Below are 23,246 nucleotides of genomic sequence, written 5' to 3' on the forward strand. Positions count from 1 at the left end.
CGCGTCTCGATATGTGGTCGCTACACCTGTCTTCGTGCGTACGAGCCGGGGGCGCCGCCCTCACTTGGCGGCGCCGCAACTCCCCACCGGCGTCACGGAGATGACGGTACGAGCGGGCAGCGTGACCCGCTTCGCCTTCGCACCCTCCCCGGCGTCCCCGCCCTCGGCCCGCAGCGACACCCCGTCCCGGCCCGACCCCAGGAACTCCCCGCACCGCTCCCCGGACGTCGTGCTCACCCGCACCAGATGGTCCTTGGGGGACTCCGTCTCGACCCAGGCGACCCCGATGGCCCCGGCGGCGCACACGACGCCGGCCACGCAGCACACCGACGCCCACCGCAGCGACGTGACGACCCGCCGGACCTCCTCCTCCGTCCAGCGCCGCAACGCCTGCCCGGCGAGCAGTGTGCGGTCGCCGAGCCGCCCGTGTGCCGCCCGCACGGCGAGCACCGACCCGGCGACGAGCAGCAGGAACGCGAGGGCGACCAGGCCGGACGCCACCAGCCGTGCCGTGTCCGGCAGGCCGTTGAGGTCGTCGCGGCCCTTGAGGACGACAAGGACGGCGAGGAGTGCCGTCAGACCGGTCAGACCCGTGCGCCAGCCCTCGGCCTGCCGCCGCAACTCGTCGAGCTGCGTGAACTCCAGCTCGCGCGCCAGCTCCGCCCAGCGGCGGTCGGACTGGGCGGTCACGGCGTGCCGTTCGGGGTGCCGGTCGGGTTGCCGCTCTGGGCGGGCGTCACCAGCGCCCGCACGCGCCAGCTGGCTCCGCACCCGACGAACACGGCGTTCGCCGGGAGCTGCGGATGCGGGTGCCCGCACTCGCAGAAGTGCCGCTCCTGGGCGAGCAGCGCGGCGTCCGAGGCCGGCGGCCCCTTGGTCCCCGCGCCCGCCCCGGTCCCGGGCACGCCGTGCCGGTACTCGGTGGCCGTCCGGCCGAGACAGCGGGGGCAGTGGCCCCGCACCAGAGTGTGCCCGTCGGGCGAGGGGCCGACGGTGAACTCGTCGCTCACCTCGCCGAGGTCCGCGTCCGCGTAGGCGGTGTCGAACCGGTGCGAGGGCGGCGGGGGCTGGGTCATGAGGCGTCGTCCAGGTCGAGATCGAGGTCGAACAGGGGGGCGTACAGGCGCAGGCGCTCGGTGACCCACGCCTCGGACTCGCCGGTGGCGTCGGCGGCCCGCGCGACGTGCCGGGCGCCCACCTTGCCGGTGAGGGCGGGGAGCCGGCCGTCGAGGCCCACGGAGAGGAGGGCCAGGTCCTGCCAGAGGGGGACGGTGTCCGGCGGGGCGGGCAGGGGCGGGCAGTCGGGCAGGAGGGGCAGGAAGGGGGCGACGCGGGTGAGGGTGCGGGGGACGGGCTCGCCGAGGCGGCCCGCGATGCTCACCAGGTCGAGGGGGGCGAAGGTCTTGCCGGTCGGGGACAGCCAGTGGTTTCCGTCGAGGGCGACCATGTCGCGGGCGGAGAGAGGGGCGGTGGGCAGGGCCGCTACGGCGGCCGCGGTGAGTTCGGGGACCAGGGCGCCGAGGGGGCGCAGGGCGGCGAGTTCGGCGTAGGCGGTGGCGGGGGAGATCTCCAGCTTGTCGGCGTACTCCGCGAGGGCGGAGGGCGTCAGGCGTTTCCAGACGGCGGCCGAGTACTGCGTGTCGACGTCGATGTCGTGGACGTAGCCGACGGGGCTCTGCTCGACGAGGGCCGAGATCTCACGTGAACCGGGCCGGTGGGAGGCGAGGCCGTCGGGCAGGGGCGGCACCGTCAGACCGAATCGGTCGGCGCCTTGCCGGGCGAGTTCCCACATGTCGGCCAGGGTCTCGTGGAGACAGTCCGCGGTGTAGTAGAGGCCGGAGGCGGTCAGTGCGTCTGCCGGGTCGTCCTCCGTGTTGTAGACGGCTTCCTTGCCCGAGAGCGCGAAGCGGGTGCGCAGCGGCAGCGTGGGCCACTCGGCGACGAGGTACACCTGGTCGGGCAGGCTCACCCCGGCGGCCCGCAGGTCGGCCGCGACCTGGACGATGTCCGCCCGGTACTGCAGCCCCTTGGCGGCCCGCCCCAGTGCCTCGTACCCGATGCCGTCCTCCAGGTGGGTGCCGACCCGGTTCAGCTCCCGCACGATCGCGCCCGTGTCGCGGCAGGGCACGACGCGGCCGTCGCCCTCCGCGTACCGCCGCTCGTACGAGAGACCCGTCGCCGCGGCGGTGCGCGCCAGGCGCTCAGAGGCGTCCGCGAGATCGGTCTCCCAGTGTGCGGCCATGGCCACGGCCGCACCCCAGCGCAGCGTTCGACCGCCGTCCTGGGCCGGGGGAGTGAACTCGCTCAGGATCAGCCGGAGTTCCGGCTCCAGTTCCGCCCAGGCCCGGACCACGTCGGCGGCAGGCGCGGTCCAGCCGAGCCAGGCGAAGTCGGCGAGCACGCGCAGGATGTCCGCCCGTCCCCTGCCGGTCATCTCCTGCACTTGGAGGACCTGCCTCGGGTCCGTCACGGGCCTGAGCTTGTCCTCGTACCCGTACACGTTGGTGGAGCGGAGGAAGAGCACCTCGACGTCCTCCTGCGTGCACACGTGGTGCTGGTGGTGCGCGGGAACCGGGGGCAGGGACTCACCGTGGAGCGGGGCCCAGCGGGCATGGCGGGCGACGACGTCACCGAGAGGTTCGGCGGCGTCCTCGGACGCCAGGACCAGGCTGCCGCGACCTTGACTGACCTTGTGGTCGCCCTCCACAGCGATGAACCGGCCGGCGCCCGCCAGGATCTGCGCCAGGATTCTGTCCCGGGCGTCGGGCACCCGGTCGAGATCCCCCTCCCGCACCGCCGGAGAGGCCACGGCGGGGTGTGCGATGCGCAGACGCCGTTTGCGCAGCAGTGCCTCGGCCACCGGCATGTTCAGGGCAGCGGCCTGGTCGACGGCGTGCCACCAGTTCCTGTTGGAGCCGTGCAGCATCGCGTCTCCCGGTTCGGGCACGGGATGACCCACGAGGCTCCTGGGGGCCGACGCCGCGTGGGAGCTGTGCGTGAGGTGAAGCGCGGCGGCCCGCCAGGGGGCCAGTTGCCCGGCGTCCGAGCCGTGGTGCCTGCGGGTCGCGATGGTCTGGTCGGGGTGGAACCAGCCCTCGGTGTCGAGCCGGTGCCGCCCGTCCCCCTCCCGCACCGGAGCGACGCCCTTGCCCCGCCACTCCTGCCACAGCACCCGCGCCACCGGCAGGTTCTGCCGCTCCAGCTCCCAGAGCCACTCCATCGAGAGCCCCGGCCACTGGGCCAGCGGCACCGCGCCCGCGCGCCAGTTGTGCTCCTCCCACGTCCGGTCGTACGCCTGCAGCTCCTTGCGGCTGACGCTCAGCTGGCCCGCGTGCAGACCGGTCAGATTCAGTACGTAGCCGTAGGGCGCCACGTCCGTGGCGATGCCGTCGCACAGCACACCGCCCTTCTCACCCACCCACCAGAGCACTCCGGGCACGGCCTCCAGCGGTTCGATCAGGTCGAGGCCGACCCTCGACTGCAGCACCCCCGGCTGCCACTCGTGCACGGCCCCCGTCAGGTCCCGCACCTCCAGCTCGAACTCGCTCACCCGCACCAGCGGCCGCAGCGTGCCCACACACGAGAGACCATCGGCCGTGCCGTCCGCCCGCAGGTAGAGGCGCACGCGCGTGCCGCCCTCCGGGAGGCCGTCGCCCGCGCCCTCGTGCCGCTGGATGCGGAACAGGCTGCCGCTGCTCGGGATCTCGACGCTGAGCGCCTGCGCGGCCGGGATGCCGTCCGGGCTGACCTGCCGCGTCACGATCGTCATCTCGTCGGCGAGCATGAAGTAGCTGAACACGCCGATGCCGAAGCGGCTGTTGGGGAACAGGCGCAGCTTCTGGTCGTGCCGCAGCCAGCGCGACTGCTCGCGCCGGAACGCCTTGGACTGCTCGAACCGGCTGCCTGCCCGCGTGAAGGTGTACTTCAGCTGCTCGGCGCTCATGCCGACGCCGTTGTCGCGGCACTCCACGTACCGGCCGCGCGCGTCCTCGCCCATGGTGATCGAGATCCGGCCGCGCCAGGGCGCGGGCTGCGGGCCCGCGCTGTCCAGGTAGTCCCAGCGCATCTGCCGGTACCGGCAGGCGTCCATCGCGTTCTGGTACAGCTCCCGCAGCGCCAGGTGGGGCTCGCCGCCGTACAACTGCTCGCCCATGAGCAGTTCACGGACCTCGGTCTGCGCCAGGTGGAAGCGAAGCAGCGGCACCTCGTACGTGGCCTGGCCGCCGCGCTGGCTCGCCCTCAGGTCGCGGTCGGTCACCCGCGTGGGCACGGCGGACAGGAGGCAGGCCTCCGCCTCCGGCAGCGTGCCCGCCAGGTCGGCGACCTGCGTGGCCAACTGGTCGGCCTGGTGCGCCACGTCGACGAGCGCGGCGTGCACCGCCTGGTGCGGGCAGGGCACGTCCAGGTGCAGCGTGGTGCCCTCGGGCTGCCAGCTGAGCAGGTCGGGGTGCGAGACGAGGCCGACGATCTCCTGCGGCAGGACCGGGTCGGACACGGCCAGGTGCTCGGCCACGACCTCGGGGAAGGTCCGCACGTCCAGGGACAGCACGCCCGCGAGCCGGAGCAGCGCGGCCAGCGGGCGCATCCGCAGGGGCTGGTAGCCGCCCGGCAGCAGGACCTTCGCGGGGCCCCGCTCGACGTCGCGCGGGGCGCCGGAGTCGTCGAGAGGCTCGTCGAGGCCGATGCCCGCGGCGGCCGCCCGTATCAGGCCGGACAGCTCCGCGACCCGGTCCTGGGCGGGCGCGGTGCCGCCGAGCAGGGCGGTGGCGAGGGCGTCCGCGCACGTGGCGGGCACCGCCTCGTCGTCCGTCTCGAACCGGTCGGCCACCCACCGGTGCACCAGCCACATCGTGACGGCGACGGCGTCCTGGGGCCGGTCCCGGGCGCGGCACTCCGCGATCTTCCGGGCCACGCGCGCGTACTGGTCGCCGACCTGTTCGTAGTGCCTGCGGTGGGCGTCCGCGCCGGGCACGCGCTCAAGGGACTCGGGGCCGAACTCGGCCGCCTGGCTCAGCCGCTCCGCCCAGGCCGCCTCCCGCAGGAACGGCGCCGCCACGAGCGCGGCCACCTCCACCGCGGACAGCTTCGCCTCGTCCGGCAGCAGGGCGGGCAGCCGGTCGCAGAGAAGCCGCACCGGGTAGGTGTCGTCGGCCCACGGGTCCTCGAACGGCAGTCGGCTCTGGGCGAGGTGCAGCGTGTGGGCGCTGCGCTCCACGAACGCGCTCAGGCAGTCCTTGAAGCGCTGGACGCCGTCGTCGTCGCGTGGCTCCGCGCACTCCCACAGGGGCGTGGTCCGCACGGCTTCCTGCCAGGCCTCCAGGAGCGGCCGCCCCTCGCAGATCTCGGTGGCCTTGGTCCGCTCCTCGAAGTTGGTGCCGTAGCGGATGTGCGCGTTCTGCGTGAGGCCGTGCCGGTGCGCCACCGCCTTGGCGCGGGCGGCGGCGTTGGCGAACACGTCCTTGACGGAGCGGTCGGGCGTCAGCGGGCCGAGGGCCTCGGCGAGGCCGCGGGTGAAGAAGCTGCCCTCGCCGGTGAAGCCGCTGCGCTCGCCCGCCTTGCAGCCCATGAGGACGGCGAAGCCGCCGCCGGGCGGGCCGTTGTCGACGCTGTTGCCGAACGGCACGTCGTCGCCGGGCAGTTCGGTGCGGCAGGCGTCGATGGCCCACAGCACGGTGCCCGCCCTGGACGACTTCAGCCAGGGGCTGATGGCGGTGGGCAACAAGGAGTCCAGGTACGGCTCCTGCCAGTCCCCGTCGGGCGGCGTCACGGCGTCGAACGGCACCAGATAGTCGATGTCGCCGACGCGGACGCCGTGCCCGCTGAAGTACAGCAGCAGCGTCCCGCCCTCGGGGACGGCGCGAGCGGTCTCGTGTATCCGTGCTCTGATCTGGCTGATCCCGGCGTTGTGCAGGACGGTGACGTCGTAACGCGCCGCCTGCAGCGCCGAGTTCATCAGCCGCAGGTCGGCGTCGACCGCGTCGTCGAGGGGCTCCAGGAGCCCGTCCGCCGCGGGCACGTGCCCGACTCCGATCAGCAGCGCGGTGCGCGCCGGTGCCATGTGGTCCCTCCCACCGGCCGCGCTTCCGGGCCGGAGCACCATTCTGGCACCGCGCGAGCCCCCTCAGGCGGGCGTCGGGGGCAGCGGCAGCGGCAGCCCCGGCAGCCCGTCGATGCTCGTCGCCACGTGCTCCTTCTTCGTGAAGTACGCGTCGAGGGAGGCGTCGTCCTCGCGCGCGAACCGCTTGGCGTGCAGATCGCGGTCCTCGTCGTACGTCATGAAGGGCACCGCGTAGCCACAGGTGTCGCGGATCAGCTCGGCGTGCACGACGATGATCGCGCGCAGGCCGTGCAGCGAGGTGTCGACCTCGGGGAAGCGGGCGAGGAGGCCGGGGAAGCGTGGGTCGTCGCGGAAGACGGGCTCGCCGCGGCCGTGCACGCGGACGATGTTGGGCGGGCCCTGGAAGGCACACCACATGAGCGTGATGCGGCCGTTCTCGCGCAGGTGGGCGACGGTCTCCGCGTTGCTGCCCGCGAAGTCCAGATAGGCGAGGGTCAGGTCGTCGAGGACGGCGAAGGAGCCGGTGACGCCCTTGGGGGAGAGGTTGATGGTGCCGTCCCCGGCGAGGGGGGACGTGGCGGTGAAGAAGATCGGCTGGGACTCGATGAAGGTGCGGAGCCTGCCGTCGATGCGCTCATAGGTCTTTCCCATGGCCAAGGATTATGGACTCCTTTAGTTCGCCTGTCTAACTACTTCGCGTGCCGCCCCGCGCGCCGGGCGGGCGCCCTCCGGTTCACTCCGGAGCTGGATTGACGAAGCATGCAGAGCAATGCATACTCATGCATGTCAGTGACTGCACTGCACTGAGCGAGCGAATGCACTGTGAGGAGAAACCCGTGACCGAGCGCGTCGTACTCGCCTACTCGGGCGGCCTGGACACCTCCGTCGCCATCGGCTGGATCGCCGAGGAGACGGGCGCCGAGGTCATCGCCGTCGCCGTGGACGTCGGCCAGGGCGGCGAGGACCTGGACGTCATCCGCAAGCGCGCGCTCGCCTGCGGTGCCGTGGAGGCGGAGGTCGCCGACGCCAAGGACGAGTTCGCCGAGGGCTACTGCCTCCCGGCGATCAAGGCCAACGCCCTGTACATGGACCGGTATCCGCTGGTCTCGGCCCTGTCCCGGCCCACCATCGTCAAGCACCTCGTCGCCGCCGCGAACAAGCACGGCGCCGGCGTCGTGGCCCACGGCTGCACCGGCAAGGGCAACGACCAGGTCCGCTTCGAGGCCGGCATCCAGGCCCTCGGTCCCGACCTGAAGTGCATCGCGCCCGTCCGGGACTACGCGATGACGCGGGACAAGGCCATCGCCTTCTGCGAGGACAAGGGCCTGCCGATCGCGACCACCAAGAAGTCGCCGTACTCCATCGACCAGAACGTCTTCGGGCGGGCCGTCGAGACGGGCTTCCTGGAGGACATCTGGAACGCCCCGATCGAGGACGTGTACGAGTACACGTCGAACCCCGCGACCTCCCGCGAGGCCGACGAGGTCGTCATCTCCTTCAAGGAGGGCGTCCCGGTCGCCATCGACGGCAGGCCGGTCACCGTCCTCCAGGCGATCCAGCAGCTCAACGAGCGGGCGGGCGCCCAGGGCATTGGCCGGATCGACATGGTCGAGGACCGGCTCGTGGGCATCAAGTCCCGCGAGGTGTACGAGGCCCCGGGCGCCATCGCCCTGATCACCGCCCACCAGGAGCTGGAGAACGTCACGGTCGAGCGCGAGCTCGCCCGGTACAAGCGGCAGGTCGAGCAGCGCTGGGGCGAGCTGGTCTACGACGGCCTGTGGTTCTCCCCCCTCAAGCGGGCCCTCGACGGCTTCATCAACGAGGCCAACCAGCACGTCACCGGCGACATCCGGATGACCCTGCACGGCGGCCGCGCCGTCGTCACGGGCCGGAAGTCCGAGGAGTCCCTCTACGACTTCAACCTCGCGACGTACGACTCGGGCGACACGTTCGACCAGTCCAAGGCGCAGGGATTCATCGACATCTTCGCGCTGTCGTCGAAGATCGCCGCCAAGCGGGACCTGGTCTGAGGCCCCGAGCAGTAGCGTGAGGTCCGCCTCCCCGCAGCGCGCGGCGCCGGGGAGGCGGACGCACATCACCCTTTCTTCTAGGAGCGCGTGCAGTGAGCAGCAACAGCGGTGACGTCCGGCTCTGGGGCGGGCGGTTCGCCGACGGCCCGGCAGAGGCCCTGGCCCAGCTTTCGGCCTCGGTTCACTTCGACTGGCGCCTCGCGCCGTACGACATCGCCGGTTCCCGCGCCCACGCGCGCGTGCTGCACACGGCGGGCCTGCTCACGGCCGACGAGCTGGAGCGCATGCTCGCCGGGCTCGACCAGCTCGAAGCAGACGTCGCCGACGGCTCCTTCACCGGCACCATCGCCGACGAGGACGTCCACACGGCCCTGGAGCGCGGCCTCCTGGAGCGGCTCGGCCCGGACCTCGGCGGCAAGCTGCGCGCGGGCCGGTCCCGCAACGATCAGGTGGCGACGCTCTTCAAGATGTACCTGCGCGACCACGCCCGGATCATCGGCGGCCTGATCGCCGAGCTCCAGGAGGCCCTGATCGGCCTCGCGGAGGCGCACCCGGACGTCGCCATGCCGGGCCGCACCCACCTCCAGCACGCCCAGCCGGTGCTCTTCGCCCACCATGTGCTCGCGCACGTGCAGTCCCTCGCGCGGGACGCCGAGCGGCTGCGGCAGTGGGACACGCGGACGGCCGTCTCGCCGTACGGCTCCGGGGCGCTCGCCGGTTCCTCGCTCGGCCTCGACCCGCAGGCCGTGGCCGCGGACCTCGGCTTCGAGCACGGCTCCGCCGCCAACTCCATCGACGGCACCGCCTCGCGGGACTTCGTGGCCGAGTTCGCCTTCATCACGGCGATGATCGGGGTGAACCTCTCCCGGATCGCCGAGGAGGTCATCATCTGGAACACGAAGGAGTTCTCCTTCGTCACCCTCCACGACGCGTTCTCGACCGGCTCGTCGATCATGCCGCAGAAGAAGAACCCGGACATCGCGGAGCTGGCGCGCGGCAAGTCCGGCCGCCTCATCGGCAACCTGACCGGCCTCCTCGCGACCCTGAAGGCGCTCCCGCTCGCGTACAACCGCGACCTCCAGGAGGACAAGGAGCCCGTCTTCGACTCCTGCGACCAGCTGGAGGTCCTGCTGCCCGCCTTCACCGGCATGATGGCGACGCTCACGGTCCACCGCGAGCGGATGGAGGAGCTGGCCCCGGCTGGTTTCTCGCTCGCCACGGACATCGCCGAGTGGCTGGTCAAGCAGGGCGTGCCGTTCCGGGTCGCGCACGAGGTCGCGGGCGAGTGCGTCAAGGAGTGCGAGGCGACGGGCATCGAGCTCGACCAGCTCACCGACGAGCAGTTCGCGAAGATCAGCCCCCATCTGACCCCCGAGGTCCGCACCGTCCTGAACGTCAAGGGCGCGCTCGCGTCCCGCGACGGCCGGGGCGGCACGGCACCGTCGGCGGTGGCGGCGCAACTGGCGGAGATCAAGGCGGACGTGGCGGCGCAGCGGGAGTGGGCGACGGCCCGGAAGAGCTGATCCGGCGCACCCTTCCAGCCCGTCCTGCGCCTGAGGACGAGCGTGCGGCGCGATCGGCGGCACACCGTCCCGCCCGGAGGGGGGACCTCCACCCCCACCCTCGGCGGGGATACGTTGGGTGCGGGGGCGCGAGCCCAGCGCGCCCCCGCACCCGTCCCCGGAAGCGTGGAGCCCCGATGTCCTTCGCCCGCCTCGCCACAGCGACCACCCCCACAGCCCACCTGGGCCTGGGCCTCGCAGCCGTCGGCAGGCCCGGCTACATCACGCTGGGCCGCGAGGACGACCTGCCCGCCCGCAGCGTCGAGGCCCTGCGCGAGCGTGCCTTCGAACTCCTCGACGCCGCCTACGCCCTCGGCGTGCGCTACCTCGACGTGGCCCGCTCCTACGGCCGCTCCGAGGAGTTCCTCGCCGACTGGCTGCGCGCCCGCCCCGACATCCGGGACGTCGTCGTCGGCAGCAAGTGGGGCTACACGTACACCGCCGACTGGCGCACCGACGCCGACGCGCACGAGGTCAAGGACCACAGCGTCGCCGCGTACGACCGGCAGCGCGCCGAGACCGCCGACCTCCTCGGCGACCGCCTCGACCTCTACCAGATCCACTCGGTGACCCCGGAGAGCCCCGCCCTCACCGACACGGAGCTGCACGCCCGCCTCGCCGACCTGGCCGCGAGCGGCGTCACCGTCGGCCTCTCCGTGAGCGGCCCGGACCAGGCGGCCGCGATCCGCGCCGCCGTCGAGGTCACCGTCGGCGGCGAGCGGCTGTTCCGGACGGTCCAGGCCACGTACAACGCCCTGGAGACCTCGGCCGGACCCGCGCTCGCCGAGGCCCACGACGCGGGCCTGACCGTCCTGGTGAAGGAGGGCATGGCCAACGGTCGTCTGGCCGGACCGCAGGCACCGGAGGCCCTGCGCGCCGCCGCGGAAGCCACCGGCCTCGGCTGCGACGCGGTGGCCCTCGCCCTGGTGCTCCGCCAACCCTGGGCGGGCGTCGTCCTCTCCGGCGCCGCCACCTCCGTACAGCTCGTGTCGAACCTGCACGCGACGGCCGTCGACCTGGACGCCGAGCACCTGGACCGCCTCGCGGACCTGGTGGAGGAGCCCGCCGCGTACTGGCGCACGCGGGCCGGACTGCCCTGGCACTGAGGCGCCGCCGGGCTCCCGGCTGAAGCTCCCCCGAATCACCCAAGCCCCCGTTCTGTGAGCGCCGTACGCCTCTCGTGAGACAAAATTGTCTCACACGGGCTATGCTTGTCTCATGTCAGTCGACCGTGACCAGGTGCTGCGCAGCGCCGCCGCCCAGCTCACCCGCAAGGGCTCCTCGACCCTGGACGAAGTGGCCAGGGCCTCCGGCATCAGCCGTGCCACCCTGCACCGGCACTTCGCCGGGCGGGACGCGCTCATCCGCGCCTTGGAGGACCTCGGCCTCCAGGAGTGTGAGACGGCGCTCGACCTCGCGCGGCTCGGCGAGGGCAGCGCGCAGGACGCGCTGCGGCGCCTGATCAAGGAGATCGAACCCGCCGCCGGCCTGCTCGCGTTCCTCGTCACGGAGAACCAGCTGTTCGAGGGCGAGGACCGGCACGAGGGCTGGTCCCGGATCGACGACCGGATGGCGGAGCTGTTCCGGCGCGGCCAGGAGAGCGGGGAATTCCGCATCGACCTGAGCACGGCCTGGCTCACCGACGCCCTCTACGGCCTCGTCGGCTCCGCCGCCTGGGCCGTGCTCGACGGCCGCGTCGCGGCCAAGGACTTCTCATACATGATCGCCGAACTGCTGATCGGCGGCGCACAACGGAGAGTGGAATCATGACAAGCACCGAACAGCGCGTACGGCCCGCGGAGGTGGAGCGGCACCCCGGTCGCTGGCTCGCCCTCGCCGTGCTCGCGCTGGCCGTGCTGCTCGTCGCGGTGGACGCGACCGTCCTCGGTCTCGCGACGCCGTACATCAGCGAGGACCTGAAGCCGTCCGGCAACCAGCTGCTGTGGATCGGCGACGTCTATTCGTTCGTGATCGCGGGCCTGCTGGTGTCCATGGGCAGCCTCGGCGACCGCATCGGCCGCAAGAAGCTGCTGCTCACCGGAGCCGTCGCGTTCGGCGCGGTGTCCGTGCTCAACTCCTACGCCACCACGCCCGAGTTGATGATCCTGGCCCGTGCGCTGCTCGGTGTCGCGGGCGCGACCCTGATGCCGTCCACGCTCGCGCTGATCCGGAACATCTTCCACGACCCGCGCGAGCGCAGCATCGCCGTCGGCGTGTGGGGCGCGATGGCGTCGGCGGGCGCGGCGGTCGGCCCGGTCGTCGGCGGCTTCCTGCTCGAGCACTTCTGGTGGGGCTCGGTCTTCCTGATCAACCTGCCGGTGATGGCGGTCCTGGTCGTGGTCGGCGTCAAGATGATCCCCGAGTCGAAGAACCCGGCGCCGGGCCCCTGGGACCTGATCAGCGTCGCGCTGTCGCTCATCGGCATGATCGCTGTGGTGTACGCCGTCAAGGAGGCGGCGGCACACGGCCTGAGCTGGGGCGTCGCGGCCGCGGCCGTGATCGGCGTGGCCGCGCTCACCTGGTTCGTACGTCGACAGTTCACGCTGCCCGCACCGCTGCTCGACATGCGGCTGTTCCGCAACCGCGGCTTCTCGGCGGCCGTCCTCGCCGACCTGCTGACCATCCTCGGCCTGTCCGGGCTCGTCTTCTTCCTGTCCCAGTTCCTCCAACTGGTCCAGGGCAGGCAGCCCTTCGAGGCCGGTCTCGCCGAACTGCCCGCGGCCGTCGGCGCGGTGGCGGCGGGTCTGATCGCGGGCACGGTGGCGCGCCGGTACTCGGTGCGGGCGGTGGTCGCGGGCGGGCTCGCGGCGGTGGGACTCGCGCTCGCCGCGCTGACCGTGCTGAGCCAGGAGACGGGCTATCCGCTGCTCGGCGCGGCACTCCTGGTCGTCGGCGTCGGCGCGGGCTTCTCCTTCACCGTGACCGCCGACGTGATCCTCTCCAGCGTGCCGAAGGAACAGGCGGGCTCGGCGTCCGCGGTCTCGGAGACGGCGTACGAACTGGGCGCGGCCCTCGGCATCGCCCTGCTCGGCTCCATCGTGACCGGCGTGTACCAGAACTTCACAGCCCCGGCGGGCACCCCGGCCGACGCCGCGGCGGCCGCGCACGACTCCCTGGGCGGCGCGGTCGAGGCGGGCGCCGGACTGCCCGCGCGCACCGCCGAGCCACTGATCTCGGCGGCCCAGGCGGCCTTCGTGGACGGCCTGCGCCTCGCCGCGGGCGTCGGCGCCGCGGTCCTCCTCGCGACGGCGGTGGCGGCGTGGTTCCTCTTGAAGGGCCAGAAGCTGGAAGACGGCCTGGAGCACCCGTAGTCAGCCCTGACGGGATGTCGAAAGGGCCGCACCCCACTGAGGGGGTGCGGCCCTTTCGCGCAAGTCTCGTACCGTCAGGCCGCCTTGGCCTTCGTGGCGTACATGTCCACGTACTCCTGCCCGGACAGCAGCATGACCTCCGTCATCACGGAGTCCGTCACCGCGCGCAGCACATAGCGGTCGCGGTCCATGCCGTCGTACCGCGAGAACTCCATCGCCTCGCCGAAGCGGACGGTCACCTTGCCCGGGTGGGGCAGGCCCTTGCCGCCGGGCTGCAGCTTGTCCGTGCCGATCATCGCGAACGGCACCACCGGGGCGCCCGTCATCAGGGTCAGCCGCGCGATGCCGGTGCGGCCGCGGTAGAGGCGGCCGTCGGGGGAGCGGGTGCCCTCCGGGTAGATGCCGAAGATCTTGCCCTCGTCCAGGACGCGCTTGCCCGTCATCAGCGCGGCGACGCCGCCCCGGCCGCCGTCACGCGCCACCGGGATCATGCCGACGCCGGTGAAGAACCAGGCCATCAGGCGGCCCTTGAAACCCTTGCCGGTGACGTACTCGTCCTTGCCGATGAAGAAGACGGGCCGGTCGCACACCAGGGGCAGGATCATCGAGTCGATGAACGTCAGGTGGTTTCCGGCCAGAATGACGGGACCGGTCCCGGGGATGTTCTCCGCGCCTTCCACCCGTGGGCGGAACATCAGGCGCAGGAACGGTCCGAGCACTGCCTTGATGAGCGCTAGACGGGACAACGGGTCCTCCGGTGTCAACGGGTCGACGACGAGTCTGTGCAGGTGAGGACCATACTCGCGGGTCCCCGTTGATTGCACATCGGGTTCATGTGCCCGATACGCAGAGTTGACCTGATTTTGCCTGCAGTTGCCCCCGCGACAACCTCACTGTGACGACCGTAGCGCTGTGCGAACTGCGTGGCTTGTCCGAGTGGTGCTTCTCACGCGCGACGCATCTCACGGCCGGAACTCCGCCCGTCACTTATTGGACTCCGCCGGCGCCCGCGAGCCCGGGCGCACGCGCCGGTCGCCCCCGCCGGGTACCGCACGAGCCCTACTCGACACCCGGCGTCAGCCACCCGTTCGGCCCCGGGTCTCCCACCCGTCACGCGACGCCACCTACGATCGGTGCCGCTTTGTCAGGTGCAAAGCGCTACACGGCGGTACACAGGGAGGGAGCGCTCAATGGCGACGCAGGAATCGGGGCGGCGGGAGACGGGGACGAGCCCGGGGCGGCGCGCGGTGCTCGGGGCCGCGGTGCTCGGGGCGGGCACGGCCGTCGTCGGCGCGCCGGGTGTGGCGAGAGCCGACGCACGCCACGGCCACGGCGGCCACGGGGGCGGCGGCTACCGCGACCTGCCGGTGCCGACGGTGGTCGCGCACCGCGGCACCAGCGGCTACCGGCCCGAGCACACGATCGGCTCGTACCAACTCGCCCTGGACATGGGCGCGCACGTCATCGAGCAGGACGTGGTGCCCACCAAGGACGGCCATCTCGTATGCCGTCACGAGAACGACATCACCGGGACGACGGACGTCGCCGCGCACCCCGAGTTCGCGGGCCGCAAGACGACCAAGAGCGTCGACGGCGTCAGCCTGACCGGCTGGTTCACCGAGGACTTCACGCTCGCCGAGCTGAAGACGCTGCGCGCCAAGGAGCGCATCCCGGGCACCCGCCAGCGCAACACCCTCTACGACGGCCGCTGGGACGTCCCCACCCTCGAAGAGGTCTTCCGCTGGGCGGAGAAGGAGGGCCGCAAGCGCGGCGAGCGCGTCTGGCTGCACATCGAGACCAAGCACCCCACGTACTTCCGCAAGCTGGGCCTCGGCCTGGAGGAGCCGCTCGCCAAGCTCCTTCGCCGCTACAACCGCCATCGCCGCCACTCCCCGAACTTCCTCCAGTCGTTCGAGCCCAGCAGCATCCAGCGCCTGCGCAAGCTCGTCGACGCGCCCGGCGTGGTCCTGCTCTCCACGGCCTCCTCGCGCCCGTGGGACTTCGTCGAGGCGGGCGACCCGCGCACCGTCGCCGACCTCATCAAGCCCGAGGGCCTGAAGTGGATCTCCTCGTACGCCAAGGGCATCGGCCCGACCCTGGACCTGGTCATCCCCAAGGGCCCCGACGGCAGGCTCCTGGAGCCCACCACCCTGGTCCGTGACGCGCACGCCAAGGGCCTGGTCCTGCACCCGTACACGATGCGCAACGAGAACACCTTCCTGCCCGCCGACTTCAAGAAGGGCACGGACCCGAACGCCTACGGCGACGCCTTCGGCGCGTTCAAGAGGTACTTCGCCACCGGCATCGACGGGATCTTCTCCGACAACCCGGACACGGCGCTGCTCGCCGCGGCGGACTTCAACGACGACTGACGGACGACGGCTGGCAGACGGCGACCGACAGACGGCGACTGGCGGACGACGGCCGACGGGCCCCGTCAACGACGGTGCGTGAAGTCCCGGTTGGGGTGAGGCGCGGCCGTTCCGGAAACCGATAACCGGAATGGTCGCGTCCCCGTCGGCATGACCCCTACGCCCCCGTCGGCCCCGTCCCCCTCCGCGCGGCCGTCGCTCTCGTACGACCTGGTCACCGCCCTGCGCCCGCTCCTCGCCGCCGAGGCATCGGCCGAGGCGCACGGCTGCGCCGCCGACCCCGGCGACATCGAGCAGGCCGTCTGGCTGCGCCTGCTCGAACATCTGGACGCCGGGGGACCGCCCGCCGACCCCGCTGCCTGGCTGCGCGCCGCCGTCCGCGACGAGGCGCACCGCACCCGCAGCGCCGCCCGCCGGGAGCGGCCCTACGCCGGCGAGCCCGCCGACCCGCGCGGCGGCCCCGAACAGCGGCTGCTGACGGCCGACCGGCACCGCACCCTGTACGCCGCCGTCCGGAAACTGCCCGGACGCTGCCCCCGTCTCATGGCTGCACTTCTGTCGCCGAAGGACCTGACTTACCGCGAAATCGCAGGGGAGTTGGGAATGTCACAAGGATCTTTGGGGCCGGAACGTTCCCGATGCCTGGGATGCCTGCGCAGAATGCTCGCGCAGGAGGTTGGGACTCCGGACCCGTGGGGAAAGGAGTGAAGGACAACCGGCGGAGCAGGTGAGCGGGAGGCATGCACACATGGGCATGAGCGTGACCATCTCGGAGGCGTCCGACACGGACGCCGAGCAGATCCTCAAACTGCAGTACCTCTGCTACCAGAGCGAGGCCGAGCTGTACGGCGACTACTCCATCGAGCCGCTGACGCAGACCCTCGACTCCCTCAAGGCCGAGCTGGCCGCGGGCAGCGTCCTGGTGGCGCGGCTCGGCACCGAGGTCGTGGCGTCCGTGCGGGGCACGGTCGACGCGGCGGCCACGGCCCGCATCGGCAAGCTCATCGTGCACCCGCGGATGCAGCGGCACGGCCTGGGCGGCCGCCTCCTGGAGGCCATCGAGCGCCGGCTCGCCGAGGGCGGCGTCGCCAAGCGCTTCGAGCTGTTCAGCGGCCACCGCAGCGAGAGCAACCTCCAGCTCTACCGCAAGCACGGCTACGCGCCGGTGAGCACGCAGCGCGTGGACGACCGCCTGACGGTGGTGACCCTCTCCAAGGACGCGCAGGCCGAGGCGTACGTGGCGAGCGCCTAGGCCCCGGAGGGCTCGGCGGGGCGGGTGTGCGCGCGGGACTTGCGCAGCCAGAACACCGCGGTCACCGGCAGCAGCACGGGAATGAACAGATAGCCCATGCCGAAGTCCGACCAGACCGTGGCGTCGGGGAACGCGGACGGCTCCGCGAGGGTCCAGGCCCCGACGGCGAGCACACCGGCCAGCTCGGCGGCGCAGCACACCAGCGCCGCCTTGCGGGCCGTCTCCCCGCCGCGTACGAGCGAGTACGTGATGAAGCCGTAGACGACACCGGCGAGCGCCGACAGCGTGTACGCGAGCGGGGCCTTGTGGAAGTCCGTCGAGATCTGGACCGCCGAGCGCGACACGGCGCCGACGACCATCACGCCGTACAGCCACACCAGCAGGATGCCGGGGCCGGTGATCAGCTTCTGCCGCCGCGGCTTCGGCTGCTTCTCCCGCTCCTCCTGCTTCTCCTGCTTGTTCTGCTGCGCGCGGGGCTCGTCGTCCGTCACCGCCACCTCAGCCTCCCCAGATGTCAAAGAGCCGCACCTCGAGCACGGCGAGGACCACACCGCCCGCCGCGACGGTCACCGAGCCCCAGCGGGTGCGCTCGGCGAGCGACATGAAGCCCGCCGCGGGAACGCACGCGAACGAGCCGATCAGATAGGCCACGAAGATCGTCGTGCCCTGCTCGGGGTCCTCGCCCCGCGCCAGCTGCACGATGCCGACGATCAGCTGGACCAGCGTCAGCAGGGTGACCACACCCATGCCGATGAAGTGCCAGTCCTTCGTCGGCTGGTCCCGGTAGGCGGCGAAACCGCACCAGGCCGCGAGCGCGAGCGCGGCCACGGAGGTCGCGACGGTCAGGGCAACAAGCATGCCGAGACCCTATTACGGGCCAAAAGACCCGGTGTCCTCGGCCCCGGGGGCCCGGGATCCGCAGGTGGCCCCCGCGTAGGGTCGACCGTATGAAGATCCAGGCTGAAGCCCTCCTGTTCGACAACGACGGCACCCTCATCTCCTCGATGGAGTCCGTCCGCCGCTGCTGGACGCGGTGGGCGGGGGAGTACGGCATCACCGCCGAGGACTTCGCCAGGGTCGAGCTGCACGGCCGCCCGGCCGTCGAGATCGTCGCCGACCTGCTGCCCGCCGAGCGCGTCGCCGCGGCCGTGGCCCGGATCGAGGAGCTGGAGGTGTCCGACGTCGCGGGCGGCGTGCTCGCCCTGCCCGGCACCCTCGACCTGCTCGCCGCCCTGCCGCCCGAGCGCTGGGCCGTGGTCACCTCCGCGACCCGCCGCCTGGCCGAGGCCCGGCTCGCCGAGGTCGGCATCGGCCCCAAGACGCTGATAGCCGCCGACGACATCACCCGCGGCAAGCCCGACCCCGAGCCCTTCCTGCTCGCGGCCCGGGTGCTCGGCGTGGACCCGGCCCGCTGCGTGGTCTTCGAGGACGCCCCCGCGGGTCTCACCGCGGGCCGGGCCGCCGGCATGACCACCGTGGCGTTGACCACAACGCACCAGGTGGCGGAGCTGTCCGCCGACGTCGTCGTCAAGGACCTGTCGGCGGTGTCCGTGCAGGCCACGGCGGGTGGAGTGGAGATCGTCACCGGCGTCTGAGCGCGGCGCGGGACGGGGCGGGCCGTCTCTCCTGTCGACCAAAGTTTGTCCGCTATTCGGACAGCGGTGGCGGGGCGCGCCCGCACGCGTGTTTTACTGGTCCGCATGACCACGACGAGCAGCCGCACCCTTGCGACCGAGGCGATCACGACGCCCGGTGCTCGTTGTATGTGTCGAATGTGCGCCTTCTGAGGGCCCCCGCACCACTGAGAGCCTCGCGCCCCGAAGCGAAGCCGCTGTGCCGCGCCACCACACTCCGTACGTACCTCGAAGAGTCAGGTACACGGGCAGGGCGCGAGCCGGCCCCGCGCACACGTCCTCCGGTTCCATCGCCACCGCGAGAACCGTGCCGCGTTCCGAACGAATGCCCCGTGCCCGGCGTCACCGCGCCGCGCACTCGACAGTGACGGAAACCCAGTGATCACCACTTCCGGCCTGACCAAGGTCTACCGCTCACGCGGTCGTGAAGTAACCGCCATCGACGGAGTCGATCTCCATGTGCGCGAAGGCGAGGTGTACGGCGTCATCGGCCAGTCCGGTGCCGGTAAATCCTCGTTGATCCGCTGCGTGAACCTCCTGGAGCGCCCCACCTCCGGCACCGTGACCGTGGACGGCCAGGACCTCACCGCGCTCGCGGGCCGCGGCCCGCGCGCCGGCAGGGAACTGCGCGCCGCCCGCAACCGCATCGGCATGGTCTTCCAGCACTTCAACCTGCTGTCCTCGCGCACGGTCCAGGCGAACATCGAGCTGCCGCTCGAGATCCTCGGCCTGTCCGGCAAGGAGCGCTCCCGCAAGGCGCTCGAACTCCTTGACCTGGTCGGCCTCGCCGACAAGGCCAAGGCCTACCCGGCGCAGCTCTCCGGCGGCCAGAAGCAGCGCGTCGGCATCGCCCGCGCCCTGGCGGGCGAGCCGAAGGTGCTGCTCTCCGACGAGGCCACCAGCGCCCTCGACCCGGAGACCACCCGCTCCATCCTCCAGCTCCTGCGCGACCTCAACCAGCAGCTCGGCCTGACCGTCCTGCTGATCACGCACGAGATGGAGGTCGTGAAGACGGTCTGCGACTCGGCCGCCCTGATGGAGCGGGGCCGCATCATCGAGTCCGGCACGGTCACCGAACTCCTCGGCACCCCGGGCTCCCAGCTCGCCGCCGCGCTCTTCCCGGTCAGCGGCGACGCCACCGGCATCGACCGCACCGTCGTCGACGTGACCTTCCACGGCGAGGCCGCCACCCAGCCGGTCATCTCCCAGCTGTCGCGCACGTACAACATCGACATCTCGATCCTCGGCGCCGCGATGGACACCGTCGCGGGCAAGCAGGTCGGCCGGATGCGCATCGAGCTGCCGGGCCGCTTCGAGGAGAACGTCGTCCCGATCGGCTTCCTGCGCGAGCAGGGCCTCCAGGTCGACGTCGCCGACGCCCCCGCCGCCACGCTGGTCAAGGAAGGTGCCAAGTGACCTGGTCGGAGATGCAGCCCCTGCTGGAACAGGCCTGTTGGGACACCCTCTACATGGTCGGCTGGTCGGCGCTCATCGCCGTCGCCGTCGGCCTGCCGCTCGGCATCCTGCTGGTCCTCACCGACCGCGGCGGGCTGCTGCAGAACACGATCGTGAACAAGGTGATCGGGCAGGTCGTCAACATCGGCCGGTCGATGCCGTTCATCATCCTCATGGTCGCCCTGATGGGCTTCACGCGCTCCATCGTCGGCACCTCCATCGGCCGTGACGCCGCGATCGTGCCGCTCGCGATCAGCGCCATCCCGTTCTTCGCGCGCCTGGTCGAGACGGCCGTCCGCGAGGTCGACCACGGCCTGGTCGAGGCCGTGCAGTCGATGGGCGGCAACACCTGGACCGTGGTCCGCAAGGTCCTCGTGCCCGAGTCCCTGCCGTCGCTGATCTCCAGCGCCACCACGACCGTCGTCGCTCTCATCGGCTACTCGGCGATCACCGGCACCGTCGGCGCGGGCGGTCTCGGCGACCTCGCGGTCCGCTACGGCTACCAGCGCTTCGAGACCGAGCTGATGTGGATCACCGTCGGCGTCCTCGCCGTGGTCATCTCGATCATCCAGTTCGCCGGCGACTACGCGGCGCGCGGTCTGCACCGGCGCGGCGGTCGCTCGGGGGCCGCGCCGCGGCTGAAGTTCCTGCGCGCCAAGGCGGCCCCGGCCGCCACGGCGACGGCGGGGAGCACCGGGCCGGTCGCCCCGGACGCCGAGCCCGACCGTGACCGCGAGCCGGTCAAGGTCTCCTGAGCCCGCCCGACCTCTCGGTCCTCCGAGTTCACCCAGCACCACCCCGCACCACCACCGCGGGGGTGTACCACCCATGGAGAAAGGCACTTTTCGTGCGTAACACCACCAAGATCACCGCTGCTGTCCTCGCCACCGGCGCCCTCACCCTCGGCCTCACCGCCTGCGGCTCCGACAAGGGGTCCGCGGGCGACAAGGACGGCCCGCTGGTCGTCGCCGCCACCCCCACCCCGCAGGGCGCGATCCTCGACTACGTCAAGAAGAACCTGGCGAAGAAGGCGGGCCTCGACCTGGAGGTGAAGGAGTTCACCGACTACGTCACGCCCAACACCGCCGTGCAGCAGGGCGAGGTCTTCGCGAACTACTTCCAGCACAAGCCGTACCTGGACGACTTCAACAAGAAGAACAAGACGGACATCGTCCCCGTCCCGGGCGCGACGGTGCACCTGGAGCCGCTGGGCGTCTACTCCAAGAAGATCAAGAAGCTCGACGAGCTCAAGAAGGGCGCGACGGTCGCCGTCCCGAACGACACCACGAACGAGGCCCGCGCCCTCAAGCTCCTCGCCGACAACGGCGTCCTCAAGCTCAAGGCGGGCGTCGGCTTCACGGCCACCCCCAAGGACGTGGTGTCGAACCCGCTGAACCTCAAGTTCAAGGAGCTGGAGGCGGCCCAGCTGCCGCGCTCCATCGACGACGTCGACGCCGCGGTGATCAACGGCAACTACGCACTCGAGGCCGACCTCAGCCCCGCCAAGGACGCCCTCGTCGCCGAGAAGGCCAAGGGCAACCCGTACGGCAACTTCCTCGCCGTCAAGAAGGGCGACGAGAACGACCCGCGTGTGAAGAAGCTCGTCAAGCTCCTCACCTCGCCCGAGGTCAAGAAGTTCATCGACGACAAGTACGACGGTTCCGTCGTCGCGGCCTTCTGACATGCGCCGGCCCGTCATCGCCGCGGCGGCCGGGGCCCTGGCCCTGTCCCTCGGCGGCCTGACCGCCTGCGGAGCGGGCTCCGGCTCCGACGGCGACAAGCTCGTCGTCGGGGCCACCCCGACCCCCGCCGGTGAAGTCCTCGCGTACATCAAGGAGAACCTGGCGAAGAAGGCGGGCCTCGACCTGGAGGTGAAGGAGTTCACGGACTACGTGACCCCCAACACCGCGCTCCAGGAGGGCTCCCTCGACGCCAACCTCTACCAGCACACCCCGTACCTCGACGACTTCAACAAGTCCAAGAAGACGGACCTGGTGCCGGTGACCGACGTGTACCTGCCGCCCATGGGCGTGTACGCGGACGGCGGCAAGAAGCTGAAGGACGTGACGGGGTTGCGCTCCGGCGCGACCGTCGCCGTGCCCAACGACACCACCAACGAGGGCCGGGCGCTCCAGCTGCTCGCCTCCCAGGGCGTGATCGAGCTCAAGAAGGGCGCGGGCGCGAACGCCACCCCCGAGGACATCGCGGCCAACCCCAAGAAGCTCACCATCAAGGCCCTGGAGCCCGCGCAGCTGCCGCGCTCCCTCAAGGACGTCGACGCGGCCGTCATCAACAACAACTACGCGCTCGACGCGGGCCTGAGCCCCAAGAAGGACGCCGTCCTCCTGGAGTCCGCGAAGGACAACCCGTACAACAACGTGCTCGCCGTCAAGAAGGGCGACGAGGACGACCCGAAGGTCAAGAAGCTGGCCGAGCTGCTGACTTCGCCCGAGGTCAAGAAGTTCATCGAGGACAAGTACAAGGGGTCGGTCCTGCCGGTCACGGGAGGCTGACGCACACCCGTGCCCTGCCCCCACCCGGTCCTCACCCACGGGGTCCGCTCCACGTGCCGGAGCGGACCCCGTGGTGCGTCCTCGCGCCGCCATGCTGCATGCTGGGCACTTCGGCAGGCCTGAAGGTCCTTGAGGTCCTTGACGATTCGACGGTTCGACAGCTCGACGGTTCGAGAATTCACAGAGCGACAGGCCCATGAAGCTTACGGAGCGGCGCATGACTACAGCCTCGGGGTTCCCCGACATCTCCATCAGCACGGAGCGGTTGGTGCTGCGCCCGTTCGACGAAGCGGACATCACGGCGTACGCGGAGATGATGAACGACGAGCTCGTCACCGCCTGGACCGCCGCGCCCCAGCCGTACACCGAGGCCGACGCCCGCGCCTACATCACCGAGGTCGCCCCCGCCGAGCGGGCCGAGGGCCGCGGGATCGTCCTCGCCGTGACCGAGTTCCTCACCCAGCGTCTTGTCGGGTCCGTGCGGCTGCGCCACACCGACTGGCGGGTGCGCTCCAGCGAACTGAGCTATGTGACCGCCCCCTGGGCCCGCGGCGAGGGCTACGCCTCCGAGGCCGCGCTCGCCACCGCCCAGTGGCTCTTCCACGACCAGAAGTTCGAGCGCATCGAACTGCGGACGGCCGCCGACAACACCGCCGCCCAGCAGGTGGCCCAGAAGATCGGCTGCATCAGCGAGGGCGTCCTGCGCGGGGCGTGGATAGCACGTGTCAGAAACGGCGGCGACCCCCTCGGCGGCTGGATCGACCTGCGCACCGACCTCATCGTCTGGAGCCTCCTCCCCGAGGACCTGGAGGGAGTGTCGGACCAGCTGGCGGAGAGTGGGTTCACGTCGTTCTCCGACTGGAACTGACTCTGGCGGGGGCGCCTTGACCGGCGTCCACGGCGCCGCGCGCCTCGCCGGACGGGCTCCCTCCCTCCCTCCCACCCGCCCGCCCGAACTTGTCCTGGGCTGCCCGGCATCCCGGCACTCCTAGCTCCGAGTGGGGCGCCCCTTGTATCGCGCTCCGCGCTCGTCCTAGCCGGACGGGCTCTCTCCCACCC

General features: G+C 71.5%; 21 protein-coding genes. 14 read left to right on the forward strand and 7 right to left on the reverse strand.

The annotated features are described in order from the left end of the window. Positions 1–60: 60 nt before the first annotated feature. The 4 genes from OO63_RS01480 to OO63_RS01495 form a co-directional block, all read right to left on the reverse strand. The gene (locus tag OO63_RS01480) at positions 61–690 is read right to left on the reverse strand and encodes a hypothetical protein (protein WP_030356318.1); all 630 of its coding nucleotides are present in this window, start codon (positions 688–690) and stop codon (positions 61–63) included. Beyond that, positions 687–1,076 carry a hypothetical protein gene (locus OO63_RS01485; RefSeq protein ID WP_030356319.1) on the reverse strand — a complete coding sequence of 130 codons (390 nt, stop codon included), beginning with the start codon at positions 1,074–1,076 and terminating at the stop codon, positions 687–689. The genes OO63_RS01480 and OO63_RS01485 overlap by 4 nt, the downstream gene beginning before the upstream one ends. Beyond that, on the reverse strand, positions 1,073–6,058 hold the full coding sequence (locus OO63_RS01490) for an HD domain-containing protein (RefSeq protein WP_030356320.1): 4,986 nt from the start codon (positions 6,056–6,058) through the stop codon (positions 1,073–1,075). The genes OO63_RS01485 and OO63_RS01490 overlap by 4 nt, the downstream gene beginning before the upstream one ends. Before the next feature lie 63 nt (positions 6,059–6,121). Then, positions 6,122–6,709, reverse strand: coding sequence for a pyridoxamine 5'-phosphate oxidase family protein (locus OO63_RS01495; RefSeq protein ID WP_030356321.1), 588 nt, complete (start codon positions 6,707–6,709; stop codon positions 6,122–6,124). Between the two features lie 185 nt (positions 6,710–6,894). Between OO63_RS01495 and OO63_RS01500 the strand changes: the two genes are divergently transcribed. The 5 genes from OO63_RS01500 to OO63_RS01520 all read left to right on the forward strand — a co-directional run bounded on the left by OO63_RS01500 (position 6,895) and on the right by OO63_RS01520 (position 12,961). Continuing rightward, positions 6,895–8,088, forward strand: a complete 1,194-nt coding sequence (locus OO63_RS01500; RefSeq protein ID WP_030356322.1) for an argininosuccinate synthase — start codon at positions 6,895–6,897, stop codon at positions 8,086–8,088. 92 nt (positions 8,089–8,180) lie between these two features. Beyond that, a complete protein-coding gene (gene argH, locus OO63_RS01505) occupies positions 8,181–9,611 on the forward strand; it encodes an argininosuccinate lyase (protein ID WP_030356323.1) in 1,431 nt (476 codons plus the stop codon). 176 nt (positions 9,612–9,787) lie between these two features. After that, positions 9,788–10,756: an aldo/keto reductase gene (locus tag OO63_RS01510; RefSeq protein WP_030356324.1), complete on the forward strand. Its 969-nt coding sequence runs from the start codon at positions 9,788–9,790 to the stop codon at positions 10,754–10,756. Positions 10,757–10,868: 112 nt separating this feature from the next. After that, on the forward strand, positions 10,869–11,420 hold the full coding sequence (locus OO63_RS01515; RefSeq protein WP_030356325.1) for a TetR/AcrR family transcriptional regulator: 552 nt from the start codon (positions 10,869–10,871) through the stop codon (positions 11,418–11,420). After that, positions 11,417–12,961 (forward strand): MFS transporter, encoded by a 1,545-nt coding sequence (locus OO63_RS01520; protein WP_030356326.1) that lies wholly within the window; start codon positions 11,417–11,419, stop codon positions 12,959–12,961. The genes OO63_RS01515 and OO63_RS01520 overlap by 4 nt, the downstream gene beginning before the upstream one ends. 74 nt (positions 12,962–13,035) lie before the next feature. On the opposite strand, the gene OO63_RS01525 is transcribed toward OO63_RS01520, so the two are convergent. Next, positions 13,036–13,707 (reverse strand): lysophospholipid acyltransferase family protein, encoded by a 672-nt coding sequence (locus tag OO63_RS01525; protein WP_234310970.1) that lies wholly within the window; start codon positions 13,705–13,707, stop codon positions 13,036–13,038. 444 nt (positions 13,708–14,151) lie between these two features. Here OO63_RS01525 and OO63_RS01530 point away from each other — a divergent pair, with 444 nt between their 5' ends. The 3 genes from OO63_RS01530 (at position 14,152) to OO63_RS01540 (ending at position 16,585) form a co-directional block, all read left to right on the forward strand. Beyond that, positions 14,152–15,333, forward strand: coding sequence for a glycerophosphodiester phosphodiesterase (locus OO63_RS01530; RefSeq protein ID WP_030356328.1), 1,182 nt, complete (start codon positions 14,152–14,154; stop codon positions 15,331–15,333). Between the two features lie 150 nt (positions 15,334–15,483). Continuing rightward, positions 15,484–16,041 carry an RNA polymerase sigma factor gene (locus tag OO63_RS01535; RefSeq protein WP_051810405.1) on the forward strand — a complete coding sequence of 186 codons (558 nt, stop codon included), beginning with the start codon at positions 15,484–15,486 and terminating at the stop codon, positions 16,039–16,041. A 40-nt stretch (positions 16,042–16,081) separates the two neighbouring features. Continuing rightward, positions 16,082–16,585, forward strand: coding sequence for a GNAT family N-acetyltransferase (locus OO63_RS01540; protein ID WP_030356330.1), 504 nt, complete (start codon positions 16,082–16,084; stop codon positions 16,583–16,585). Here the strand turns inward: OO63_RS01540 and OO63_RS01545 are convergent. Continuing rightward, positions 16,582–16,989, reverse strand: a complete 408-nt coding sequence (locus OO63_RS01545) for a hypothetical protein (protein ID WP_051810424.1) — start codon at positions 16,987–16,989, stop codon at positions 16,582–16,584. The genes OO63_RS01540 and OO63_RS01545 overlap by 4 nt on opposite strands. Before the next feature lie 94 nt (positions 16,990–17,083). Further along, positions 17,084–17,443, reverse strand: a complete 360-nt coding sequence (locus OO63_RS01550) for a hypothetical protein (RefSeq protein WP_030356332.1) — start codon at positions 17,441–17,443, stop codon at positions 17,084–17,086. Positions 17,444–17,532: 89 nt separating this feature from the next. Here OO63_RS01550 and OO63_RS01555 point away from each other — a divergent pair, with 89 nt between their 5' ends. The 6 genes from OO63_RS01555 to OO63_RS01580 all read left to right on the forward strand — a co-directional run bounded on the left by OO63_RS01555 (position 17,533) and on the right by OO63_RS01580 (position 23,055). Beyond that, on the forward strand, positions 17,533–18,180 hold the full coding sequence (locus OO63_RS01555; RefSeq protein WP_030356333.1) for an HAD family hydrolase: 648 nt from the start codon (positions 17,533–17,535) through the stop codon (positions 18,178–18,180). A 417-nt stretch (positions 18,181–18,597) separates the two neighbouring features. Beyond that, entirely contained in the window at positions 18,598–19,635 is a 1,038-nt protein-coding gene (locus tag OO63_RS01560; RefSeq protein WP_030356334.1) for a methionine ABC transporter ATP-binding protein, read from the forward strand. After that, positions 19,632–20,429, forward strand: a complete 798-nt coding sequence (locus OO63_RS01565) for a methionine ABC transporter permease (RefSeq protein WP_030356335.1) — start codon at positions 19,632–19,634, stop codon at positions 20,427–20,429. The genes OO63_RS01560 and OO63_RS01565 overlap by 4 nt, the downstream gene beginning before the upstream one ends. Positions 20,430–20,521: 92 nt before the next feature. Next, complete coding sequence (locus tag OO63_RS01570) at positions 20,522–21,355, forward strand: MetQ/NlpA family ABC transporter substrate-binding protein (RefSeq protein WP_030356336.1); 834 nt, start codon at positions 20,522–20,524, stop codon at positions 21,353–21,355. A 1-nt stretch (position 21,356) separates the two neighbouring features. After that, entirely contained in the window at positions 21,357–22,187 is an 831-nt protein-coding gene (locus OO63_RS01575) for a MetQ/NlpA family ABC transporter substrate-binding protein (protein ID WP_030356337.1), read from the forward strand. Positions 22,188–22,404: 217 nt separating this feature from the next. Next, complete coding sequence (locus OO63_RS01580; RefSeq protein ID WP_030356338.1) at positions 22,405–23,055, forward strand: GNAT family N-acetyltransferase; 651 nt, start codon at positions 22,405–22,407, stop codon at positions 23,053–23,055. Positions 23,056–23,246: the final 191 nt, after the last annotated feature.

Origin of the sequence: Streptomyces alboflavus (assembly GCF_000716675.1) — a bacterium.
In the GTDB taxonomy this organism is placed as follows: Bacteria; Actinomycetota; Actinomycetes; order Streptomycetales; family Streptomycetaceae; genus Streptomyces; species Streptomyces alboflavus.

Excerpts from the sequence above, each read along its gene's own strand:
- OO63_RS01485 (WP_030356319.1), bottom strand. The coding sequence starts at position 1,076 with ATGACCCAGCCCCCGCCGCCCTCGCACCGGTTCGACACCGCCTACGCG.
- OO63_RS01490 (WP_030356320.1), bottom strand. The coding sequence starts at position 6,058 with ATGGCACCGGCGCGCACCGCGCTGCTGATCGGAGTCGGGCACGTGCCC.
- OO63_RS01495 (WP_030356321.1), bottom strand. The coding sequence starts at position 6,709 with ATGGGAAAGACCTATGAGCGCATCGACGGCAGGCTCCGCACCTTCATC.
- OO63_RS01510 (WP_030356324.1), top strand. The coding sequence starts at position 9,788 with ATGTCCTTCGCCCGCCTCGCCACAGCGACCACCCCCACAGCCCACCTG.
- OO63_RS01515 (WP_030356325.1), top strand. The coding sequence starts at position 10,869 with ATGTCAGTCGACCGTGACCAGGTGCTGCGCAGCGCCGCCGCCCAGCTC.
- OO63_RS01520 (WP_030356326.1), top strand. The coding sequence starts at position 11,417 with ATGACAAGCACCGAACAGCGCGTACGGCCCGCGGAGGTGGAGCGGCAC.
- OO63_RS01530 (WP_030356328.1), top strand. The coding sequence starts at position 14,152 with ATGGCGACGCAGGAATCGGGGCGGCGGGAGACGGGGACGAGCCCGGGG.
- OO63_RS01535 (WP_051810405.1), top strand. The coding sequence starts at position 15,484 with ATGACCCCTACGCCCCCGTCGGCCCCGTCCCCCTCCGCGCGGCCGTCG.
- OO63_RS01540 (WP_030356330.1), top strand. The coding sequence starts at position 16,082 with ATGGGCATGAGCGTGACCATCTCGGAGGCGTCCGACACGGACGCCGAG.
- OO63_RS01550 (WP_030356332.1), bottom strand. The coding sequence starts at position 17,443 with ATGCTTGTTGCCCTGACCGTCGCGACCTCCGTGGCCGCGCTCGCGCTC.
- OO63_RS01555 (WP_030356333.1), top strand. The coding sequence starts at position 17,533 with ATGAAGATCCAGGCTGAAGCCCTCCTGTTCGACAACGACGGCACCCTC.
- OO63_RS01575 (WP_030356337.1), top strand. The coding sequence starts at position 21,357 with ATGCGCCGGCCCGTCATCGCCGCGGCGGCCGGGGCCCTGGCCCTGTCC.
- OO63_RS01580 (WP_030356338.1), top strand. The coding sequence starts at position 22,405 with ATGACTACAGCCTCGGGGTTCCCCGACATCTCCATCAGCACGGAGCGG.